The following is a 16715-nucleotide window of genomic DNA, read 5'->3' on the forward strand; positions in this document are numbered from 1 at the left end:
GGAGAAGCATTATGGAACACTTCGTGGAATTTGAAAATGTTTCCAAATACTACCAGACCGGCAGTGTGAAGATCGCCGCCGCAGACCACCTGAATTTCTATGTGGATAAGGGCGAGTTCTGCATCATCGTGGGGCCTTCCGGCGCAGGTAAGACCACCCTGCTGAACATCCTTGGCGGCATGGACAGCTGCGACGATGGAAACGTCTGGCTGGACGGGCAGGATGTAAGTCGGTTCTCCGAGAAAGAGCTGACCCAATACCGGCGGTATGACGTCGGATTCGTCTTCCAGTTCTACAACCTTGTGCAGAACCTGACCGCACTGGAGAATGTGGAGCTGGCCAGCGAGATCTGCCGCGACCCGCTGGACCCCAAAGAGACCCTGCGCGGTGTGGGTCTGGGAGAGCGGCTGAACAACTTCCCGGCCCAGCTTTCCGGCGGCGAGCAGCAGCGGGTGTCCATTGCCCGCGCACTGGCCAAAAATCCCAAGCTTCTGCTCTGCGACGAGCCCACCGGTGCACTGGATTACAAGACCGGCAAGCAGGTGCTGGCCCTTTTGCAGGATACCTGCCGCCGCACCGGCCGCACGGTGATCGTTATTACCCACAACACCGCCCTGACGGCGATGGCAGACCGCATCATTCAGGTGCGCAGCGGCAAGATCGTCTCCAATCAGGTCAACGAGCACCCTGTGCCGGTGCAGGAGATTGAGTGGTGAGAGCTGTGCTGAAAAGTTATCGTAAAAACATCCTGCGGGATCTCAGGGGCAACCTGAGCCGGTTTTTGTCCCTGTTCGGCATCGTAGCGCTGGGCGTGATGATGCTGACCGGCCTGATGAGTTTTGCGCCCAGCATGCGCATCGCCGGGCAGAAATACTACGTGCAGCAGAACGTGTTCGACCTCCGCGTCCTCTCCACCCTCGGCCTTTCCGAGGACGACATCGACGCCATTGCCGCGACCGAGGGCGTCACAGCAGTCCAGCCGGTGAAGTATCTGGACGCCGAGGGCCGCTGGTCCAGCACCGACCAGCCCGCCGTCCTACGCATCCAGCAGCTCCCGGCAGACCCCGATGCCGACACGGCCGAGAATCTGAACCGCCCGCTGCTGCTGGCAGGCCGGATGCCCGAAGCTGCCGACGAATGCGTCGTGCATGTCATGGGCCACGGGGCAGAGATCCCCATCGGCACCACGCTGACCCTGCCGGACGGCACCGATGGCCTCGCCCGCACCTCTTATACCGTGGTGGGGCAGGTGCAGGACCCGCAGCATTTTTCCTCCGACCAGGAGACTTCCACCGCCGGCGACGGCGTTCTGGACGCCATCGTCTACGTCTCGGACGGTCAGCTGACTGCCGATTATTACACTGTCTGTTATATCAAGGCCGAAAACGCCGACCAGTATGGCAATTATTCCGATGAATACCAGGCAGCCGTGGACGCCGTCGCCGACCGGCTGACCGCCATCAGCGGCGCACAGTGCACGGCCCGCCGGGAAGCCCTCATCGACGACGCCACTGCCAAACTGGCCGATGCCAAGCAGACCTACGACGAGCAAAAAGCCGAGGCCGAACGCCAGTTTGCACAGGCCGAGCAGAAGCTCGACGAGGCCGAAGCCCAGCTCACCGCCGCCAAAGCGCAGCTGGAACAGGGCGAAGCAGAGTATACCTCCGGCAAAGCGCAGCTGGCCCAGCAGAAAGCCGCCCTGCCCGACACCATGCAGAGCGGTGCGGACAAGGTGCTGGACGGCGAGGAGCAGATCTTGGAATTTGAAGACCAGCTCCAGCAGATCGAACTTCTGGTGAACCTGAAAAAGGTGGCCGACCCGCTGCTGGGCTATGCCGAAACGGCTCTGCACAACGCACAGAAAGCGCTGGACGAAGCGGAACCTGCCGATGAAGAGTACACCGAGCTGCGGGATGCCCTCGCCAAGGCACAGGCCGCCTACGACAGCATCTACGCCCAGCTCAACGGCTACCAGCAGCAGCTGGACGCGGGCAAGCGCCAGATGTATGCACAGGGGCTGATCTCTTCGTCCAGCCTTTCCAATACGGAACTCGTCACCGAGGCCAAAGCCGCTTTGCGGAAGATGAAGCTGGAACTGATGCAGGGCCAGCTGGGGCTTTCCACCGGCACCGCCTCTGCCTATTCCGCCTTTGCCGCCGCCGAACAGCAGCTCGCCGATGCCCGCACCCGGCTGGATGACGGCTGGGCTGAATACGATACCGGCAAAGAGCAGCTGGACGCCTCCCGCACCGAATACGCAGCGCAGAAAGCCGAGGCGGAGCAGAAGCTCGCTGACGGCCAGAAGCAGATCGACGATGCCGAAGAACAGATCTCTGACATCCAGAACGGCGAGTGGTACGTCCTCGACCGGAACAGCACCATGAGCTTTGTCACCTTTGAGCAGTATGCCGACCGCATGGATGCCATTGCACGGGTGTTCCCGGTGTTCTTCTTCCTGGTGGCGGCGCTGGTGGCCACTACTACTATGACCCGCATGGTGGACGAGAACCGCCTGCAGCTGGGTACTCTGAAAGCTCTGGGTTACTCCAACACAGCCATTGCGGGCAAGTACCTGTTCTACGGCCTGGCCTCCAGCATCCTGGGCAGCATCCTGGGCATGGCGGTGGGCTTCGTCGTCTTCCCCACCATCATCTGGCAGGCCTATCAGACCATGGTGTTCTGCCTGCCCACCTTCACCCTGCAATTCTACCCCGGCATGGCTGCGGGAAGCGTCCTGCTCAGTGCGGCCGTCATCGGCATCACCACCTGGGAGGCCTGCCGCGCCAGCCTGCGCGAGAAGACCGCCGCCCTGCTCCTGCCCCGGGCCCCGGTGGCAGGCAAGCGCATCTTTTTGGAGTACATCACCCCGCTGTGGCAGCACATGAGCTTCTCCCAAAAGACCACAGCCCGCAACCTGTTCCGCTACAAAAAGCGCTTCTTCATGACAGTGCTGGGCGTGGCAGGCTGCACGGCGCTGCTGCTGATCGGTTTTGGCATTCAGGATTCCATCCTGCCCATGCTCAACCGCCAGACCACCGAGCTGAACCACAGCGACCTGACCATCTCGTACAGCGACGCCAGAGCCTTTTCCGTGGAACACGGTCTGGGCGATGTGCTGGATTCCAGCGCCGATGTGACCAGCTGGGGCCGTTTCTACAACAAGAGCGTGACCATCTACAATGCCAGCGGCGACAAGCAGACCGTAAGCATCGTGACGGCAGAAGACGAGAGCCAGATGACCGAATACTTCACCTTCCGCACCCGGCAGGGGCACAAGGCCATCCCCTTTGACGACAGCAGTGCCATCCTGACCGAGAAGACCGCCGAGAGCCTGGGCCTTGCGGTGGGCGACACCTTTGAGGTGGAGACCAGCGACGGCAGCCGCAAAACGCTGACCCTGACCGGCATCACCGAGAACTACGTCTTCACCCGGCTGTACCTCTCGCAGGCGCAGCTCCGGACGCTGACGGGCGGCACCCTGCCGGAGTGGAACACCGTTTACGGCCAGACCGACTGCCCCACCTCGGACGACCGCAACACCCTGCGCACCGACCTGCTGGCCCGCAATTACGTCAGCGGCGTCTCCTTCATGGAGGACACGACCGAAATGTTCGACAACCTCATCGGCTGCCTGAACTATGTGGTCATCCTGATCATCGTGTGCGCGGCGGCGCTGGCGGCGGTGGTGCTGTACAACCTGATCAGTGTCAACCTTGCCGAGCGCAAAAAGGAGCTTGCCACCATCAAGGTGCTGGGCTTCTATGACAAAGAAGTGTACCGCTACATCTTCCGCGAGATCGACCTGCTGGCCCTCATCGGGTCGCTGGCGGGCCTTGCGCTGGGCGTGCCGCTGCACCGGTTCATCGTCCTGACCGTGGAAATGGATCAGCTCATGTTCATCCGCACCATTGCACCCCGCAGCTACCTGTTCAGCGTAACCCTCACCCTCTTCTTCACCGTCGTCGTCTGCCGCCTCATGCGCCGCCATGTCCGGAACATCAGCATGGTGGAAAGCATGAAAGCACCGGAATAAGAAAGCCTCTCCGCAAAAAACTCCCCTCGGCCGTGGATGGCTGAGGGGAGTTTTTGTAGTTTGTCAGGTTCTTGCCAGCACCGGCAGCGCGGCGATCTCATCCTGCAGCTCTCTGGCCTGGGTCTTTGTGAGCTTTTTGCAGGAGACCATCCGGTCCAGCACCACCTGCGAGCGCTTGAGCGCCAGCTCCGGGCTGGAATGCGGCGAGTAGGCGGACGGCGCATTGGGCAGGCCCGCCAGCAGGACGCATTCGGCGGAGGTCAGCTCCGCAGGCGTCTTGCCGAAGTAGCCTTCCGCCGCCTCGGCGATGCCGTAGCATCCGCTGCCGAAATAGATCGTATTCACGTACATCTCAAAGATCTGCTGCTTGGAGCAGTGCTTTTCGATGTCCAGCGCCGCGAAAAGTTCCGCCGCCTTGCGGGCAAAGTGCTTCTCCTGCGTGAAGTAGATATTCTTTGCCAGCTGCTGGGTCAGGGTGCTGCCACCCTCGGCCAGCGAGTGGGTGCGCAGGTCTGTCCACAGCGCCCGGACGATGGCCACCGGGTCCACGCCGTGGTGCAGCTCGAACCGGCTGTCTTCCACGGCGATGACCGCGTCGATGTAGGTTTGGGGGATGGCATCGCAGGTGGTAAATCCGGGGCGGGCCGAGAGGGTCTCGTACAGCTGCGCCGCCGGGAGTTCGGGCTGGGTGCCACGGTAGAGTTTCCAGCCCTGTACCCCCAGCACAGTCCCCGCCGCAGCCAGCACCAGCAGTGCCAGCAGCAGCGCCCAGCACAGCAGCCGTTTGAGGAGATCCTTCAGTGTCCGCATCGCGTTCGCTCCTTTCACCTTCTGAATGGTATAATCCTACCCGATTTCACCGTTCTTTTCAAGCAGATTTTGTGAACATTCCGCCGCAGACCGCTCAGGCCCGGACATCGCCTCTGCGCAGCAGAAGATGCGCCAGCAGAAAGAACACCACCAGCCACCCCAGACAGCTGGCTGCAAACAGCCCGTAGCTGCCAGCCAGAGCATCCGCACTTTTGTTGGAGTTCATACCGAGCTGCATCAGGGAATAGGGCCACAACAACCCATGACCCTTGGAGCTGATAAAGATGCCGGTAATGCCGCCCAGCAGCCCCAGAAAAATGGGCACGGCAAAGCTGCGGATGACCATGGCCAGCACCAGCTGCGCGGCAATGACGGCCAGTGCGCCCAGCAACCCTCGCAGCAGAAAGAGCGGCAGCCGAACCGGCGGCCAGCCGGGCAGATGGGCAAATACCTTGCCGCAGAACACAAACAGCGCGAACACAAAGCCGTGGGTCAGCAGCGCCAGCTTTGTCACCACCGCAAACTTTGCTGCAAACAGGTCCAGCGGCGGTACGGGGCTTGCCATGATCAGGTTCCAGTTGTGCCCCAGATGTTCCAGCCGCCACAAGTAAGCAGCATAGGTGGCTACCATGGCAGGGAAGAAGAGCATGGAATAAAACAGGGTGTGCTGGGTCCACAGGCTATACCAGCCGTCGGTGAGGATCTCAAGATTTTGCAGATAATTGAACGTGCCATAGGTGGCGGAAAGAATGGGCAGCACAAAGAACATGGCCCAGATGGGGGATGCGTGGAGTTTGCGGTTCTCCGCAAGAATACAGCGTTTCAGCATGGTTTTATACCTCCTCGTCCTGTACCTTACGCCACGCAAGGGCAAACAGCACAGCGCCCAGCGCAAGGGTGAAGGCCAGCAGCCCCCAGTTGAAGGGGCGGGTGCCGTAGGTGACGGTGTGGGTGGCCTTGTCCCAGTTCGCCACTTCGTAGGCGCTCAGAGGGATGTAGTACCCAAAGGGCACAAAATAACTGGCAAGCGGCGGCATAAAAGCAGAGAACAGCCCCACCAGCGCCCCTACGATGCCCACGCAGAGCGCCGGCAGGGGATTGCCCACCCACAGCATCAGCAGAAATTCTCCAAAGAAGAGCATTGCGTCCACAGCCAGCGTACAGACGAACAGATAGACCAGCTGCCCAGTGGGAAAGGCTTCGGTATAACCATGAATGCGCCCCAGCACCGGAACACAGGCCAGCTCCAGCACCGTGACCAGCAGAACTTCCAGCACTCCAAAGACCGCTTTGCCTGCAAACAGACTGCGTCGGCTTTGCAGGGTGTAGAGCAGCTTGGCGGTGTTGCCTTTGATCTCCATATCCCACAGCCGGGAGGCCAGAACTGCCATCATCACCGGCATCAGAATGGCCTCAATGACGGGCAGGCTGTAAAGCAGGGCGCTGTAACCGTTGGCAAGCTCCTCCGGGTCTGCCGGGGCAAGGCCGCCCACCCACAGCACGACGATGCCGGGGATGAGCAGGCAGAGGGCAAGGTCGTGCCGACGGTGGGCTTTTTGCAGTTCTGCACGGAAAGCTTCCATCTTACGCCACCTCCCCGCTGTTCTGGGTCAGGCTGAGGAAGGTATCCTCAAGGCTCTTTGTCTGGGCCGTCAGCCCCACGACACCTGCCCCGCGTTCGGCAAGCGCACAGACCAGTGCCGCCAGCGCGGCATCGTCCTGCGGCGGCAGCAGAACGACGTCCGGCTCCTCCGTCCGGGCTGCTGCCTGCATCCCCTGCTCGTTCAGCACGGCAAGGGCCTTTGACACATCCAGCACCCGCAGCAGGATGCCACCCCGGCTGTGTTTTTGCAGCTGCTGCAAAGAACCCTCGAACAGCAGTTTGCCGTGGTTCAGGATGCCCACCTGATCCACCATCTGCTCGATCTCGCCCAGCAGGTGGCTGGAGATCAGCACGGTGGCTCCGGTGGTCTGTGGCATGGCGGCGATGAGGCTGCGCATCTCCTGAATGCCCGCCGGGTCCAGACCGTTGGTGGGTTCATCTAAAATCAGCAGTTTCGGGCTGCCCAGCAGCGCCATGGCAATGCCCAGCCGCTGCTTCATGCCAAGGGAATATTGTCCCACCTTCCGGTCAGCGTCTTTGGTCAGGTGTACGATGTCCAGCACCCGGTCGATGTCCTTCCGGTCCACGGCTTTCAAGTCGGCCACAATGGCCAGATTCTCCTGCGCCGTCAGGTGGAGATAGCCGGAGGGGGATTCGATCAGACTGCCGGTCTGCCGCAGCAGAGCAATGCGGTTCGATTCGTTCAGGGTGTGCCCCAGCAGCTCCACACTGCCGCCGGTGGGGTGCACAAGCCCCAGCAGCATCTTCATGGTGGTGGATTTGCCCGCACCGTTGGGGCCTAAAAAGCCGTAGACACAGCCCTCCGGGACGGTCAGGTTCAAATGGTCCACCACCGGGTGACCATGGTAGCTTTTGCAAAGGTCGTGCGTTTCGATCACAGATTTCATGCTATCCGCTCCTTTTCGTGCTTCCTGTTGTTCGGAACACGTTCAGGATACACCCACTGCCTTAATCCACCCGGAAGCCGAGCTTAATTTGGCCTTAAATTTTCGGCAAAGCGCTGCTCTGCCGGGCTATTTGTGGTATAGTGAAGAAAAAACGCACAAAGGAACACGAACGCTATGACTTCCATCTATGATGCCGAACTTCTTCTGGTGGACGACAACCCGGACCTGCTCCGCCTGCTCTGCGAACAGCTGAGCGGGGCCGGGTATCACCACATCCGCACCGCAGCCACCTGTGCCGCTGCGCGGGCTGCCTTCGACGCCGCACCGCCCCACTTGATGGTGCTGGACATCAACCTGCCGGACGGCGACGGGTTTTCGCTGTTCCGGGCGCTGCGGGCAAAAGCGGATGTCCCGGCGCTGTTCCTCTCCGCACGGGATGCCGATGCCGACCGTTTGTTCGGGCTGGGCCTTGGCGCAGACGATTATCTGACCAAACCCTTCCTCATGCAGGAGCTGCTCTTGCGGGTACAGCACATTTTGCAGCGGGTCTACCGCACCGAGCTGGCGCGGGGCGCTTCGCAGCAGCTGACACTGGGGGACCGTATCGTCCAGCTCAACGATGCGCTGGTCCAGCTTCCGGACGGTTCCGCCCTGCCCCTGACCGCCACTGAACTGGCTCTGCTGCGCAAGCTGGCCGAGAATCGGGGCCACATCGTGACCTATGACGCCCTGTGCGAAGCCGTCTGGGGCGCGGATTACTACGGCTGTGAAAACAGTTTGAACGTCCACATCCGCCACCTGCGCGAAAAGCTGGAGCCCCTGCCCGGCAGGCCGCAGTTTCTGCGCACCGTGCGGGGCATCGGCTACAAACTGGCCGGGGAGGTACGCTCATGAAAACCTTTTCGCGCCTTCTCCGGCGGTATCTGCTGGCGGCGGTGGGCATCGTGCTGCTGATGTTCGTGCTGGGCACCAGCGTTTTGGGCTGGGTGCTCTGGCGGGAAGGGCAGCGCCCCCAGCGGGAATACTCTTACAGCAACATTGCCGATTCCATGGTGCAGACTGCCGACGGCCTTGCCTTCGGCCCGCAGCACACCCCGAAGAATGGATGGACGGCTACTCCTGGGCCATGGTGCTGGACGCCGACGGCCGGGTGATCTGGAGCTATGCACTGCCCCGGACGCTCGACCGCCGCTACACTACCAGCGATGTGGCCCGGTTCTCGCGCTGGTATCTGGACGACTACCCGGTCTTCTGCTGGACGGAGGACTACGGGCTGTTCGTGGCCGGTACGGAGCCGGGCAGCATGTGGAAGTACACGGCCTACGCCTCGCCGGGGATGCTGACCGACGTTGCCGGGTTCCTCCTCCCCTGCCTGCTTGGGATGCTGGCGGCCGGACTGGCCGTCTGCTTTCTGCTCAGCTGGCGGGGTGCCAGAGAACTGCTGGCCCTTGCCCGGCGGGACAATGCCCGCACCCAGTGGATCGCGGGCGTCAGCCACGATGTGCGCACCCCGCTGGCGCTGATCTTAGGCTGGGCCGAACAGCTGGAGCAGGATGCAGCCCTGCCCGCCCCGGCACGGCAGAAAGCCGGTGGCATCCGCACCCAGAGCGAGCGGCTGCGCACCCTCATCGACGATCTGAACCTGACCAGCAAGCTCCAATATGGAGCCCAGCCCCTCCGGCGGGAACTGCTGACCGTCGGCCCGCTGCTGCGTCAGCTGGTGGCCCAGTTCTGCGACAGCCCCCTGGCCGACCAGTGCGACCTCTCGCTGACCCAGACCCTCGATGCCGAACAGGCCCAAATCTCTGCTGACCCCGCCCTTCTGGGGCGGCTGGTGGAAAACCTGCTCAGCAACAGCGTCCGGCACAACCCGCAGCCGGTGACCGTCTGCCTGTGTGCCGAGGTCCGCAGCCGTCAGCTCTGCCTGACCTTCACCGACGACGGCGTCGGCTACCCGCCCGCCGTGCTGGCCGCGCTCAAAGAGCCGGAATCCTCTGAGGATGCTCCCCACATCCTCGGCCTGCATGTCGTGGAGCAGATCGCCGCCGCTCACGGCGGAACTGCCGTGTTCGAACAGAACTACCCCCATGGAGCCAGAGCGGTCATCCGCCTCCCGCTGGGGGAGCTGGCGCGAAGCACCTGAGAGGGCAGACCTCACCGTTTCAGCTTCTCTTCGATCTTCTCCTTCTCCAGCCCCTCGCCAATGACGATGAGCACATCCTGCCCATTGGGAATGCCCGCAGCGGTCAGGCCGTCGGCGGTAGCGTTCAGCTCCACCCAGCCGCCTGCATCCCGCACGAAGCCCTTCACCCGCAGCACATGGCCGCAGGCGGGGTCGGTGAACAGCGACGGGATGTTCCGTTCCAGCTGCTCCCGCGGCAGGCCCAATTCCAGAAAATAGGCCGAACCAAAGGCCCTGTGCTCGTCAAAATGCAGCTTTTCGCAGCTGGCCTGCCGATAGCCGCAGCAGTCGAGGGCCGCGAAGTCGGCATCCGTCAGGTCGGCCCAGTCTTTGGTCAGAAACTCGCCGGGCTGGAAGCTCCGGCTGCACTTGCAGGCGGTCAATGCACGGCGCAGATGTTCCTGTGCGGCCTGCATGTCCGCAGCGTCGGCCAACTGGCTCCGGCTGAACACCACCCTCCCTGCGTTGGCCGCCTCGGACGCCAGGATATAATCGGCCTGCGCCGAGAGGGTCTCCGGCAACAGCGCATCCACTATGGCGATTACATTGCCGATGTGATACCAGCGGTCCAGCGGGTCGTCCCGCAGCACATCAAAAAACTCGTCCACATCAAAGATGCCGCTGGGTTCCACCACCACCCGGTCGAACCCGCGCATGGCCATGGCAATGAGCTTGGTGCGCATCCGGCGCTGGTGGGTGTCGCAGTCGCATCCGCCGCTGATGGTCTCAAGGTCGCAGTTCGGGCCAAGAAGGTCCTGCACCAGCATGGCATCCACGTTCACTGCGCCGAAGTCGTTTTCCAGAATGCAGACATTGTGGCCCTGTGCCACCAGATACCGGACATACCGACGCAGAAAGGTGGTTTTGCCTGCGCCCAGAAAGCCGGTGATAAGGTCTACCTGTACCATCGTTGTCCCCTCCGCTGTTTTGATTTCAGGGTCAGTATACTATAACCGGCAAAAACAAGCAAGGGGAAGGCGCATGGCCCTCCCCTTGTCTGGTCCTTATAGAAACTCTACACTTCCATCCTCGATGTGGTACATACCGATTCAGCGGCCCACCGGATCGCGGCCAAAAAAGACGCCGGTGCAGCGCACTGCATCAGCGTCCGGAGGATTCTTTTCTCTTATGCGTGGTTGAAGCCCTTGCCGAAGACCTCGGTGGTGCTCAGCATGGACATGAAGGCGTTCAGATGCTCTTTGTGGATGAACTCCTGCAACTGGTCGGCCTCGTGGCGGGTGAGGGTGGTGTAGATAATGTAGTGGGGCTTATCGGTGTAGGCACCGAAGCAGGGCGTATAGGTCGCGCCGCGCATCAGCTTGCGCATGACGAAATCGCAGATGGGTTTCTTTTCATCACAGACGATGAGGATGGCCTTGCACATCTTGATCTTTTCCAGCACAGCGTCGATGACCAGCGATTTGACCGTCAGACCTACGAAGGAATAGAGTGCCGTGTACAGGTCGAAGACGAAGCAGGCTGCGATGACCATGAACAGGTCGGTGATGAACAGCGCGACCGCGATACTGTGGATGTGGGTGTATTTTTCCACGATGAGGGCGATGATGTCGGTGCCGCCGGACGATGCGCCCACATTGAACAGCAGTGCCGAGGCGATGGCCGGCAGCGCAATGGCGAAGAGCAGGTCCAGCATGGGCTGGTCGGACAGCGGGCCGCTGAGGGGGCAAATCTTTTCAAAAACCATCAGCTCCACCGACATCACAAAGGTCGCATAGCCCGTGGTCATGGCGAACTCTTTGCCCAGAAAGATGAGGCCCACCACCAGCAGCACGAGGTTCGCCGCCGAGGAGAAAGCTGAGGCCGACATCGGGGTCAGCTTGGCCACCAGAGCCGCCGTACCGGTCACGCCGCCAAAGACGAAGTTGTTGGGGAATTTGAAGAAGTACACGCCCACCGACATGATGGAGATGCTCAGTGTGATGAGGACGTACTGCTTGACGTACTTCATCACTTTTTCCCGCTGGGTCATTTCCGCAGATGTTTCCATAAACTCTCTTTTCCTTTTTCCTAATCAACCAAACAGTTTTTTCGTATTGTGGATATAGACCGACAGCACCAGCCCGACGCAGATATACAGCATCAACACCGAGCTGCCGCCCGCAGAATAGAAGGGCAGGGTGACGCCGATGACCGGCAGCACCCGCAGGTTCATGCCTACATTCACGGCGATCTGCGCCATCAGAGCACCGCCGATGCCGGCGCAGATATAGCTGCCCAGCAGGTCCTCGCTGCGCGCACCGGTGGGAAAGGTCTTGATGACGATGGCGAACAGCACCCCCAGCACCACACAGCAGCCCGCAAAGCCAATGACATTGCCCATCCAGCTGAGAATAAAGTCGTTGTGGGCATTGGGCACGCTGTAGTACCGGCCGCTGAACAGGCCGTTGCCGAAGATGCCGCCGGAGCCGATGGCGATCTCGCCGCGCTGCTGCTGGTAGATGATGTTTTTCCAAGTGGCTTCGTTGGGTGCCCAGCCGGTGGAATTCTCCGGGTCGATAACGGCCAGAATGCGGTACCACTGGTAGCCCTTGCCGATCTTATCGCTGAAAAAGGCAAACGCCGCCGCCACGGCCACAGCTGCTGCCGAAATGGCACCGATGATATACTTCCAGCTCAGGCCCGCTGCAAACATCATGCAGCAGCCGATGATGGCGTAGATGATGGCGGTGCCGTCGTCGCCCTGAATGTGGATGATAAGGATGGGCACGGCCAGATGCAGCAGAAGCTTTACCAGCTCCTTTGGCTCGTTGATGCGGCTGCGCACATTGTTCAGGTGCATGGCAAAGGTAAGGATAAAGCTGATCTTTGCCAGCTCCGTGGGCTGGAAGGTAAAGCCGCCCAGCTTGTACCAGGAGTAGTTGTCGGTGTCACCGGCGTTGAAGCCGATGGTCAGCGGGCCGATGGCCACATTGCGGATGAACAGCGTGGGCAGCACCAGACCCCATGTCAGGGCTACATGCACCGGCCACACCTTGACAAGGCTGCGGTAGTCGATGCAGGAGAGCAGCAGCGCGATCACGATGCCAAGCACCGCCGCACCGGCCTGCACCAGCGCGCGGCGGTAATCGCCGATGCCGGTGATCTGGCCCGTAAGCTCATCCACGGCAAATCCATTGCCCTGTTTCGCCGCCCAGGACGACAGTGCCACACAGGCCATTACGCTGCTGAAGATGCACAGCAGCAGATAGATCTTATCCGTTCGTTTAAAATATTGTCGAATGCTTTCCAAAGAAGCACCGCCCTTTCGTGTTCCAGCAGGGGGAGCTTTTTTCCGCTGCTCCCCCATTTTAGTGTATTATACAGCAATGCGTGATTCTGCGCAAGACGGGGCGTATTTTTCACAGATTTTTCGTGCGGCTGTGACAGCTTTGCAAAATCCTGCCGACCGGCCTTGACAAAGCGAAACAGACCCTCTACAATGGACGTGGAAGCCCTGCCGATGGGCAGGCCCTCTGGAGGACTTTTTGCATGAAAGCACCCGTTCAACGATTTTTATCTGCGCTCTGCGCATTGAGCTTTTTGCTCGCTGCCCTCTTCCCCACTGCCGCGCTGGCAGCCGGGGCAGACGACCTGGCCGTTTCCAACACCCTGACCCGCGAGGATGCGGCCCAGATGCAGGAGGCGGACAGCGCCGTTGCGGCCCTGACGGACAGCGGCGATTTTGCTGCGCTCTCCCGCGCCGAGCGCTTTGCCGCCGCACAGGCCCAGCTCCAGCAGCTGGCGGAACAGGGCCTTGTTTCGGTGCGCTCGATCTACATAGACGAAGCGAACGGCATGGTCAGTTTCTCCTACAGCTGCGGTGTGCAGGGCGGCATCCTCGTGGATGACCCGGAAGAGGAAAACGCCGCCGTGACCCTCTCCCAGACGCCCTCGGCCGATCTGCAGGAGATGTCCAATGCCCCCCGCGGAAATCTTGGCTCGGCCATGATCTACTATGCCTTCGACAACACGGTCAACAGCTCCCGCTATCCTTATTACTCTTATATGAAAGGCTTCTGGACGGCCATGGGGCTGAACACCCGTATCGACACGATGGTCACAGTGGCAGACCTGCGCAGGATGGGCCGTTACGACCTGTGCATCCTGAGCACCCACGGCGCGTACTACACCTACGCACGCGGCCTGTTCCGGCAGCTGCGCACCGAACCGGTCATCCTGCTGACGGAGGAATCCAGCATGACGCGGGACCTTTTCTATGGCTTTGACCTGCTGGCCCACCGGGTCATCAAGATCAACGGCCGATACTGCGTCACGGCGGGCTTCTTCAAGAATGCCTACCGCTTCGGCCAGCTGAAGGACACCCTCGTCTACTCCGAGACCTGCGAGTTCCTGGGTGTGGACGACAGCATCGACCTCTCGATGGCAAACGCCCTGCTGGCAGGCGGAGCCTCCGCTGTGGTGGGCTATGTGAACAATGTCTACTCGGTGTATTCCCGCAGTATGCTGTGGGACACGGTCAACCACCTCATCCTGGGGCAGAGCATCGGGCAGGCCGTAGCACACGCGCAGGCGACCTATGGCACAGACGACCTCGTCTGGTACAACGCGCAGGGTGGCAAGCGCCCCCATGCGGCGGCGGCCTACACCATGCTGCTGGGCGATGCCGACGCGGCCCTGCCCAGCATCGAAGAGCCTGCCGACGAGACGCCCATGCAGCAGGCCGCGTAAGCGTTGCACTTTGAGGCGATTTATAGTATACTGGGGGATGGCAGAAATCTGCCATCCTCTTTTCAAACCCCTCAGTCCCGCCTTCGGTCCGCCGGGGCGGATTGAGCCTCCAGATGGGAGTGCATCTTATGTCTCAATTCATCACGACTTCGCGGGAGGAGACCGTGGCACTGGGCAGGCGGCTGGCCGCTGCCCTGCCGGACGGCTCCCTCATCGCGTTCACCGGCGGGCTGGGCGCGGGCAAGACCGCCTTTACCGAGGGCCTTGCCGAGGGCCTTGGCTGCACCGACCCGGTGTCCAGCCCAACCTTTGCCATTGTGAACTACTACCGCGGCCCGCGCCCGTTCGCACATTTTGACCTGTACCGTATTTCCACTGAGAACGACCTGTGTGCTGCAGGCTTTTACGATTATTTGGATCAGGGGGCCATTGTGGCAGCAGAGTGGAGCGAGAACTTTGCAGACCTGCTGGCACTGGAAAACCCCATCCGCATCCACATCGAGCGGCTGGACGATACCACCCGCCGCATCACCATCGAGGGGGTCGAACTATGAACATTTTAGCCGTGGACACCGCCGGAAAGACCGTCGGCGTGGCCCTGATGCAGGGCGACCGCCTGCTGTATGAGTGCTATCTGGATGCCGGGATGACCCACAGCGAAACGCTGATGCCCCTCATCGACGGCTGCCTCAGGCTCTGCGGCCTGACCTGCAGGGACATCGACCTGTTCGGCGTCAATGCCGGCCCCGGCAGTTTTACCGGGCTGCGCATCGGTCTGGCGGCGGTCAAGGGTCTGGCCTTCCCGCGGGAAACGCTGTGCGCACCGGTCTCCACGCTGGAAGCACTGGCCGCAGCCCACACGGGCGAGGGCACCGTGCTGTGCGCACTGGATGCCCGCCGTGCGCAGGTATACAGTGCCGCGTTCGACCTTGCCACCCACAGCCGCCTGCTGGAAGACGATGCCCGGGCGGTGGCAGATCTGGCCGATTTTGTAGAAAATTGCAAAAAGCCCCTGTTTTTTGTTGGTGATGGCGCATCTCTGTGCTATAATAAATACGGCAATGTTCCGGGTGTGCTCTGTGTGCCGCCTGCCCTGCGGGGCGGGCGGGCCGCAGCCGTTGCGCTGGTGGCAAAGCAGATGGCCGAGCGGGGCGAAGCCGTCCTGCCCGAAGCCCTTCTGCCGGACTACCACCGCCTGAGTCAGGCCGAGCGGGAGCGCGCAGAGCGCCTTGCCGCCGAAGCCGCCCAGAACATCAAAACGGATAATGGAAAGGACTAAGACCATGGCAAAACCCATTGCACTGGCCGCTGACCACGGCGGATTTGAACTGAAAGAAGCTGTCAAGGCGCATCTGAAGGAGCTGGGGCTGGAATACATTGATTTTGGCACCCATAGCACCGACAGCGTGGATTACCCCGATATGGCCGTGCCCGCCTGCGATGCAGTTGTGAGCGGCGAGTGCAGCAAGGCACTGCTGTTCTGCGGCACCGGCGTGGGCATCAGCATGGCAGCAAACAAGATCAAGGGCATTCGTGCCTGCTGCTGCTCTGACAGCTTCAGCTGCGAGTATACCCGCCGCCACAACGATGCCAATGCTCTGTGCATGGGTGGCCGCGTGGTCGGCCCCGGCCTTGCCTGCCAGCTGGTGGATCTCTTCCTGAATACGGAGTTTGAGGGCGGCCGCCATCAGCGCCGCATCGACAAGCTGACCGCACTGGAGAACCGCTGATCATGGCGAAGCGTATGCGGAGCTGTTTTAAATCGTAATCTTGGACCCGATAGAGTTATCTATTTAAAATAAGGAGCGTGGTTTTTATGACCCCGATGATCGTTGAGCATCCGCTGCTGCAGCACAAGCTGAGCATTCTGCGCAACAAGCAGACCGGCACCAAGGAGTTCCGTGACCTCGTTGGCGAGATCGCAACCCTGCTGTGCTACGAAGCGACCCGTGACCTGCCTCTGGAAGAGGTGGAGATCGAAACACCCATCACCATGGCAAAGACTAAGGTGCTGGCTGGCCGCAAGCTGGCTCTGGTGCCCATCCTGCGCGCAGGCATGGGTATGCTGGACGGTATGCTGACCCTGCTGCCCGCTGCAAAGGTGGGCTTCATCGGCCTGTACCGCGACGAGGAGACCCTGCAGCCCGTGGAGTACTTCTGCAAGCTGCCGCAGGACATTGCAGAGCGTGATGTTCTGGTTCTGGACCCGATGCTGGCCACCGGCGGCAGCGCCATTGATGCCATCACCCAGATCAAGAAGCATGGCGCAAAGCGCATCAAGTTCATCGGCCTGATCGCCGCTCCCGAAGGCATCAAGGCCCTGCACGAGGCACACCCTGATGTGGATATCTACCTCGGTGCAGAGGATGACCACCTGAACGAGAACGGCTATATCGTTCCCGGTCTGGGCGACGCAGGCGACCGCATCTACGGCACCAAGTAATCTCAACCGAACGAAAAATGGCTGTGCAGCCCGGCTGCACAGCCATT

At 61.1% G+C, this 16715-nt stretch carries 17 protein-coding genes; 10 read left to right on the forward strand and 7 right to left on the reverse strand.

What is annotated here, in order from left to right; translation table 11 throughout:
• The first annotated feature begins 11 nt into the window (after positions 1-11).
• Both ACNQFG_RS15090 and ACNQFG_RS15095 read left to right on the forward strand, forming a co-directional pair.
• Entirely contained in the window at positions 12-716 is a 705-nt protein-coding gene (locus ACNQFG_RS15090; RefSeq protein ID WP_423405457.1) for an ABC transporter ATP-binding protein, read from the forward strand.
• The gene (locus tag ACNQFG_RS15095) at positions 713-4033 is read left to right on the forward strand and encodes an FtsX-like permease family protein (protein ID WP_423405458.1); all 3321 of its coding nucleotides are present in this window, start codon (positions 713-715) and stop codon (positions 4031-4033) included. Before ACNQFG_RS15090 ends, ACNQFG_RS15095 begins: the two co-directional genes overlap by 4 nt.
• A gap of 63 nt (positions 4034-4096) precedes the next feature.
• Here ACNQFG_RS15095 and ACNQFG_RS15100 read toward each other — a convergent pair whose 3' ends face one another.
• The 4 genes from ACNQFG_RS15100 to ACNQFG_RS15115 all read right to left on the reverse strand — a co-directional run bounded on the left by ACNQFG_RS15100 (position 4097) and on the right by ACNQFG_RS15115 (position 7354).
• The gene (locus ACNQFG_RS15100) at positions 4097-4843 is read right to left on the reverse strand and encodes a transglycosylase domain-containing protein (RefSeq protein WP_423405459.1); all 747 of its coding nucleotides are present in this window, start codon (positions 4841-4843) and stop codon (positions 4097-4099) included.
• Positions 4844-4937: 94 nt separating this feature from the next.
• Positions 4938-5672 carry an ABC transporter permease gene (locus ACNQFG_RS15105; RefSeq protein ID WP_423405460.1) on the reverse strand — a complete coding sequence of 245 codons (735 nt, stop codon included), beginning with the start codon at positions 5670-5672 and terminating at the stop codon, positions 4938-4940.
• Positions 5673-5676: 4 nt separating this feature from the next.
• Positions 5677-6426: an ABC transporter permease gene (locus ACNQFG_RS15110; protein WP_423405461.1), complete on the reverse strand. Its 750-nt coding sequence runs from the start codon at positions 6424-6426 to the stop codon at positions 5677-5679.
• A 1-nt stretch (position 6427) separates the two neighbouring features.
• Positions 6428-7354 carry an ABC transporter ATP-binding protein gene (locus tag ACNQFG_RS15115; RefSeq protein WP_423405462.1) on the reverse strand — a complete coding sequence of 309 codons (927 nt, stop codon included), beginning with the start codon at positions 7352-7354 and terminating at the stop codon, positions 6428-6430.
• Between the two features lie 174 nt (positions 7355-7528).
• On the opposite strand from ACNQFG_RS15115, the gene ACNQFG_RS15120 reads away from it, so the two are divergent.
• The 3 genes from ACNQFG_RS15120 to ACNQFG_RS15130 are packed head-to-tail and all read left to right on the forward strand — an operon-like array spanning position 7529 to position 9497.
• On the forward strand, positions 7529-8248 hold the full coding sequence (locus ACNQFG_RS15120; protein WP_118553623.1) for a response regulator transcription factor: 720 nt from the start codon (positions 7529-7531) through the stop codon (positions 8246-8248).
• Positions 8245-8508 carry a hypothetical protein gene (locus ACNQFG_RS15125; RefSeq protein ID WP_423405463.1) on the forward strand — a complete coding sequence of 88 codons (264 nt, stop codon included), beginning with the start codon at positions 8245-8247 and terminating at the stop codon, positions 8506-8508. Before ACNQFG_RS15120 ends, ACNQFG_RS15125 begins: the two co-directional genes overlap by 4 nt.
• Positions 8460-9497 (forward strand): sensor histidine kinase, encoded by a 1038-nt coding sequence (locus ACNQFG_RS15130; RefSeq protein WP_423405464.1) that lies wholly within the window; start codon positions 8460-8462, stop codon positions 9495-9497. The genes ACNQFG_RS15125 and ACNQFG_RS15130 overlap by 49 nt, the downstream gene beginning before the upstream one ends.
• Positions 9498-9508: 11 nt before the next feature.
• On the opposite strand, the gene ACNQFG_RS15135 is transcribed toward ACNQFG_RS15130, so the two are convergent.
• The 3 genes from ACNQFG_RS15135 to ACNQFG_RS15145 form a co-directional block, all read right to left on the reverse strand.
• Positions 9509-10444 (reverse strand): GTP-binding protein, encoded by a 936-nt coding sequence (locus ACNQFG_RS15135; protein WP_423405465.1) that lies wholly within the window; start codon positions 10442-10444, stop codon positions 9509-9511.
• 218 nt (positions 10445-10662) lie between these two features.
• The gene (locus ACNQFG_RS15140) at positions 10663-11544 is read right to left on the reverse strand and encodes a YitT family protein (protein WP_423405466.1); all 882 of its coding nucleotides are present in this window, start codon (positions 11542-11544) and stop codon (positions 10663-10665) included.
• Between the two features lie 24 nt (positions 11545-11568).
• Positions 11569-12786, reverse strand: coding sequence for an FtsW/RodA/SpoVE family cell cycle protein (locus ACNQFG_RS15145; RefSeq protein ID WP_423405467.1), 1218 nt, complete (start codon positions 12784-12786; stop codon positions 11569-11571).
• 239 nt (positions 12787-13025) lie between these two features.
• Between ACNQFG_RS15145 and ACNQFG_RS15150 the strand changes: the two genes are divergently transcribed.
• The 5 genes from ACNQFG_RS15150 to upp all read left to right on the forward strand — a co-directional run bounded on the left by ACNQFG_RS15150 (position 13026) and on the right by upp (position 16668).
• The gene (locus ACNQFG_RS15150; protein ID WP_423405468.1) at positions 13026-14225 is read left to right on the forward strand and encodes a C25 family cysteine peptidase; all 1200 of its coding nucleotides are present in this window, start codon (positions 13026-13028) and stop codon (positions 14223-14225) included.
• Positions 14226-14353: 128 nt separating this feature from the next.
• Positions 14354-14779 (forward strand): tRNA (adenosine(37)-N6)-threonylcarbamoyltransferase complex ATPase subunit type 1 TsaE, encoded by a 426-nt coding sequence (tsaE, locus tag ACNQFG_RS15155; protein ID WP_423405469.1) that lies wholly within the window; start codon positions 14354-14356, stop codon positions 14777-14779.
• On the forward strand, positions 14776-15504 hold the full coding sequence (gene tsaB, locus ACNQFG_RS15160; protein ID WP_423405470.1) for a tRNA (adenosine(37)-N6)-threonylcarbamoyltransferase complex dimerization subunit type 1 TsaB: 729 nt from the start codon (positions 14776-14778) through the stop codon (positions 15502-15504). The genes tsaE and tsaB overlap by 4 nt, the downstream gene beginning before the upstream one ends.
• 4 nt (positions 15505-15508) lie before the next feature.
• Positions 15509-15955, forward strand: a complete 447-nt coding sequence (rpiB, locus tag ACNQFG_RS15165; protein ID WP_005942243.1) for a ribose 5-phosphate isomerase B — start codon at positions 15509-15511, stop codon at positions 15953-15955.
• An 86-nt stretch (positions 15956-16041) separates the two neighbouring features.
• Entirely contained in the window at positions 16042-16668 is a 627-nt protein-coding gene (upp, locus tag ACNQFG_RS15170) for a uracil phosphoribosyltransferase (protein WP_097774028.1), read from the forward strand.
• The last annotated feature ends 47 nt before the right edge of the window (positions 16669-16715 follow it).

It is taken from the genome of Faecalibacterium prausnitzii, from assembly GCF_049532945.1.
GTDB classification, from domain to species: Bacteria; Bacillota; Clostridia; order Oscillospirales; family Ruminococcaceae; genus Faecalibacterium; species Faecalibacterium prausnitzii_N.

Coding starts and splice junctions, on each gene's coding strand:
- ACNQFG_RS15090 (WP_423405457.1), top strand. CDS start 12: ATGGAACACTTCGTGGAATTTGAAAATGTTTCCAAATACTACCAGACC.
- ACNQFG_RS15100 (WP_423405459.1), bottom strand. CDS start 4,843: ATGCGGACACTGAAGGATCTCCTCAAACGGCTGCTGTGCTGGGCGCTG.
- ACNQFG_RS15105 (WP_423405460.1), bottom strand. CDS start 5,672: ATGCTGAAACGCTGTATTCTTGCGGAGAACCGCAAACTCCACGCATCC.
- ACNQFG_RS15110 (WP_423405461.1), bottom strand. CDS start 6,426: ATGGAAGCTTTCCGTGCAGAACTGCAAAAAGCCCACCGTCGGCACGAC.
- ACNQFG_RS15115 (WP_423405462.1), bottom strand. CDS start 7,354: ATGAAATCTGTGATCGAAACGCACGACCTTTGCAAAAGCTACCATGGT.
- ACNQFG_RS15120 (WP_118553623.1), top strand. CDS start 7,529: ATGACTTCCATCTATGATGCCGAACTTCTTCTGGTGGACGACAACCCG.
- ACNQFG_RS15125 (WP_423405463.1), top strand. CDS start 8,245: ATGAAAACCTTTTCGCGCCTTCTCCGGCGGTATCTGCTGGCGGCGGTG.
- ACNQFG_RS15130 (WP_423405464.1), top strand. CDS start 8,460: ATGGACGGCTACTCCTGGGCCATGGTGCTGGACGCCGACGGCCGGGTG.
- ACNQFG_RS15135 (WP_423405465.1), bottom strand. CDS start 10,444: ATGGTACAGGTAGACCTTATCACCGGCTTTCTGGGCGCAGGCAAAACC.
- ACNQFG_RS15140 (WP_423405466.1), bottom strand. CDS start 11,544: ATGGAAACATCTGCGGAAATGACCCAGCGGGAAAAAGTGATGAAGTAC.
- ACNQFG_RS15150 (WP_423405468.1), top strand. CDS start 13,026: ATGAAAGCACCCGTTCAACGATTTTTATCTGCGCTCTGCGCATTGAGC.
- tsaE (WP_423405469.1), top strand. CDS start 14,354: ATGTCTCAATTCATCACGACTTCGCGGGAGGAGACCGTGGCACTGGGC.
- tsaB (WP_423405470.1), top strand. CDS start 14,776: ATGAACATTTTAGCCGTGGACACCGCCGGAAAGACCGTCGGCGTGGCC.
- rpiB (WP_005942243.1), top strand. CDS start 15,509: ATGGCAAAACCCATTGCACTGGCCGCTGACCACGGCGGATTTGAACTG.
- upp (WP_097774028.1), top strand. CDS start 16,042: ATGACCCCGATGATCGTTGAGCATCCGCTGCTGCAGCACAAGCTGAGC.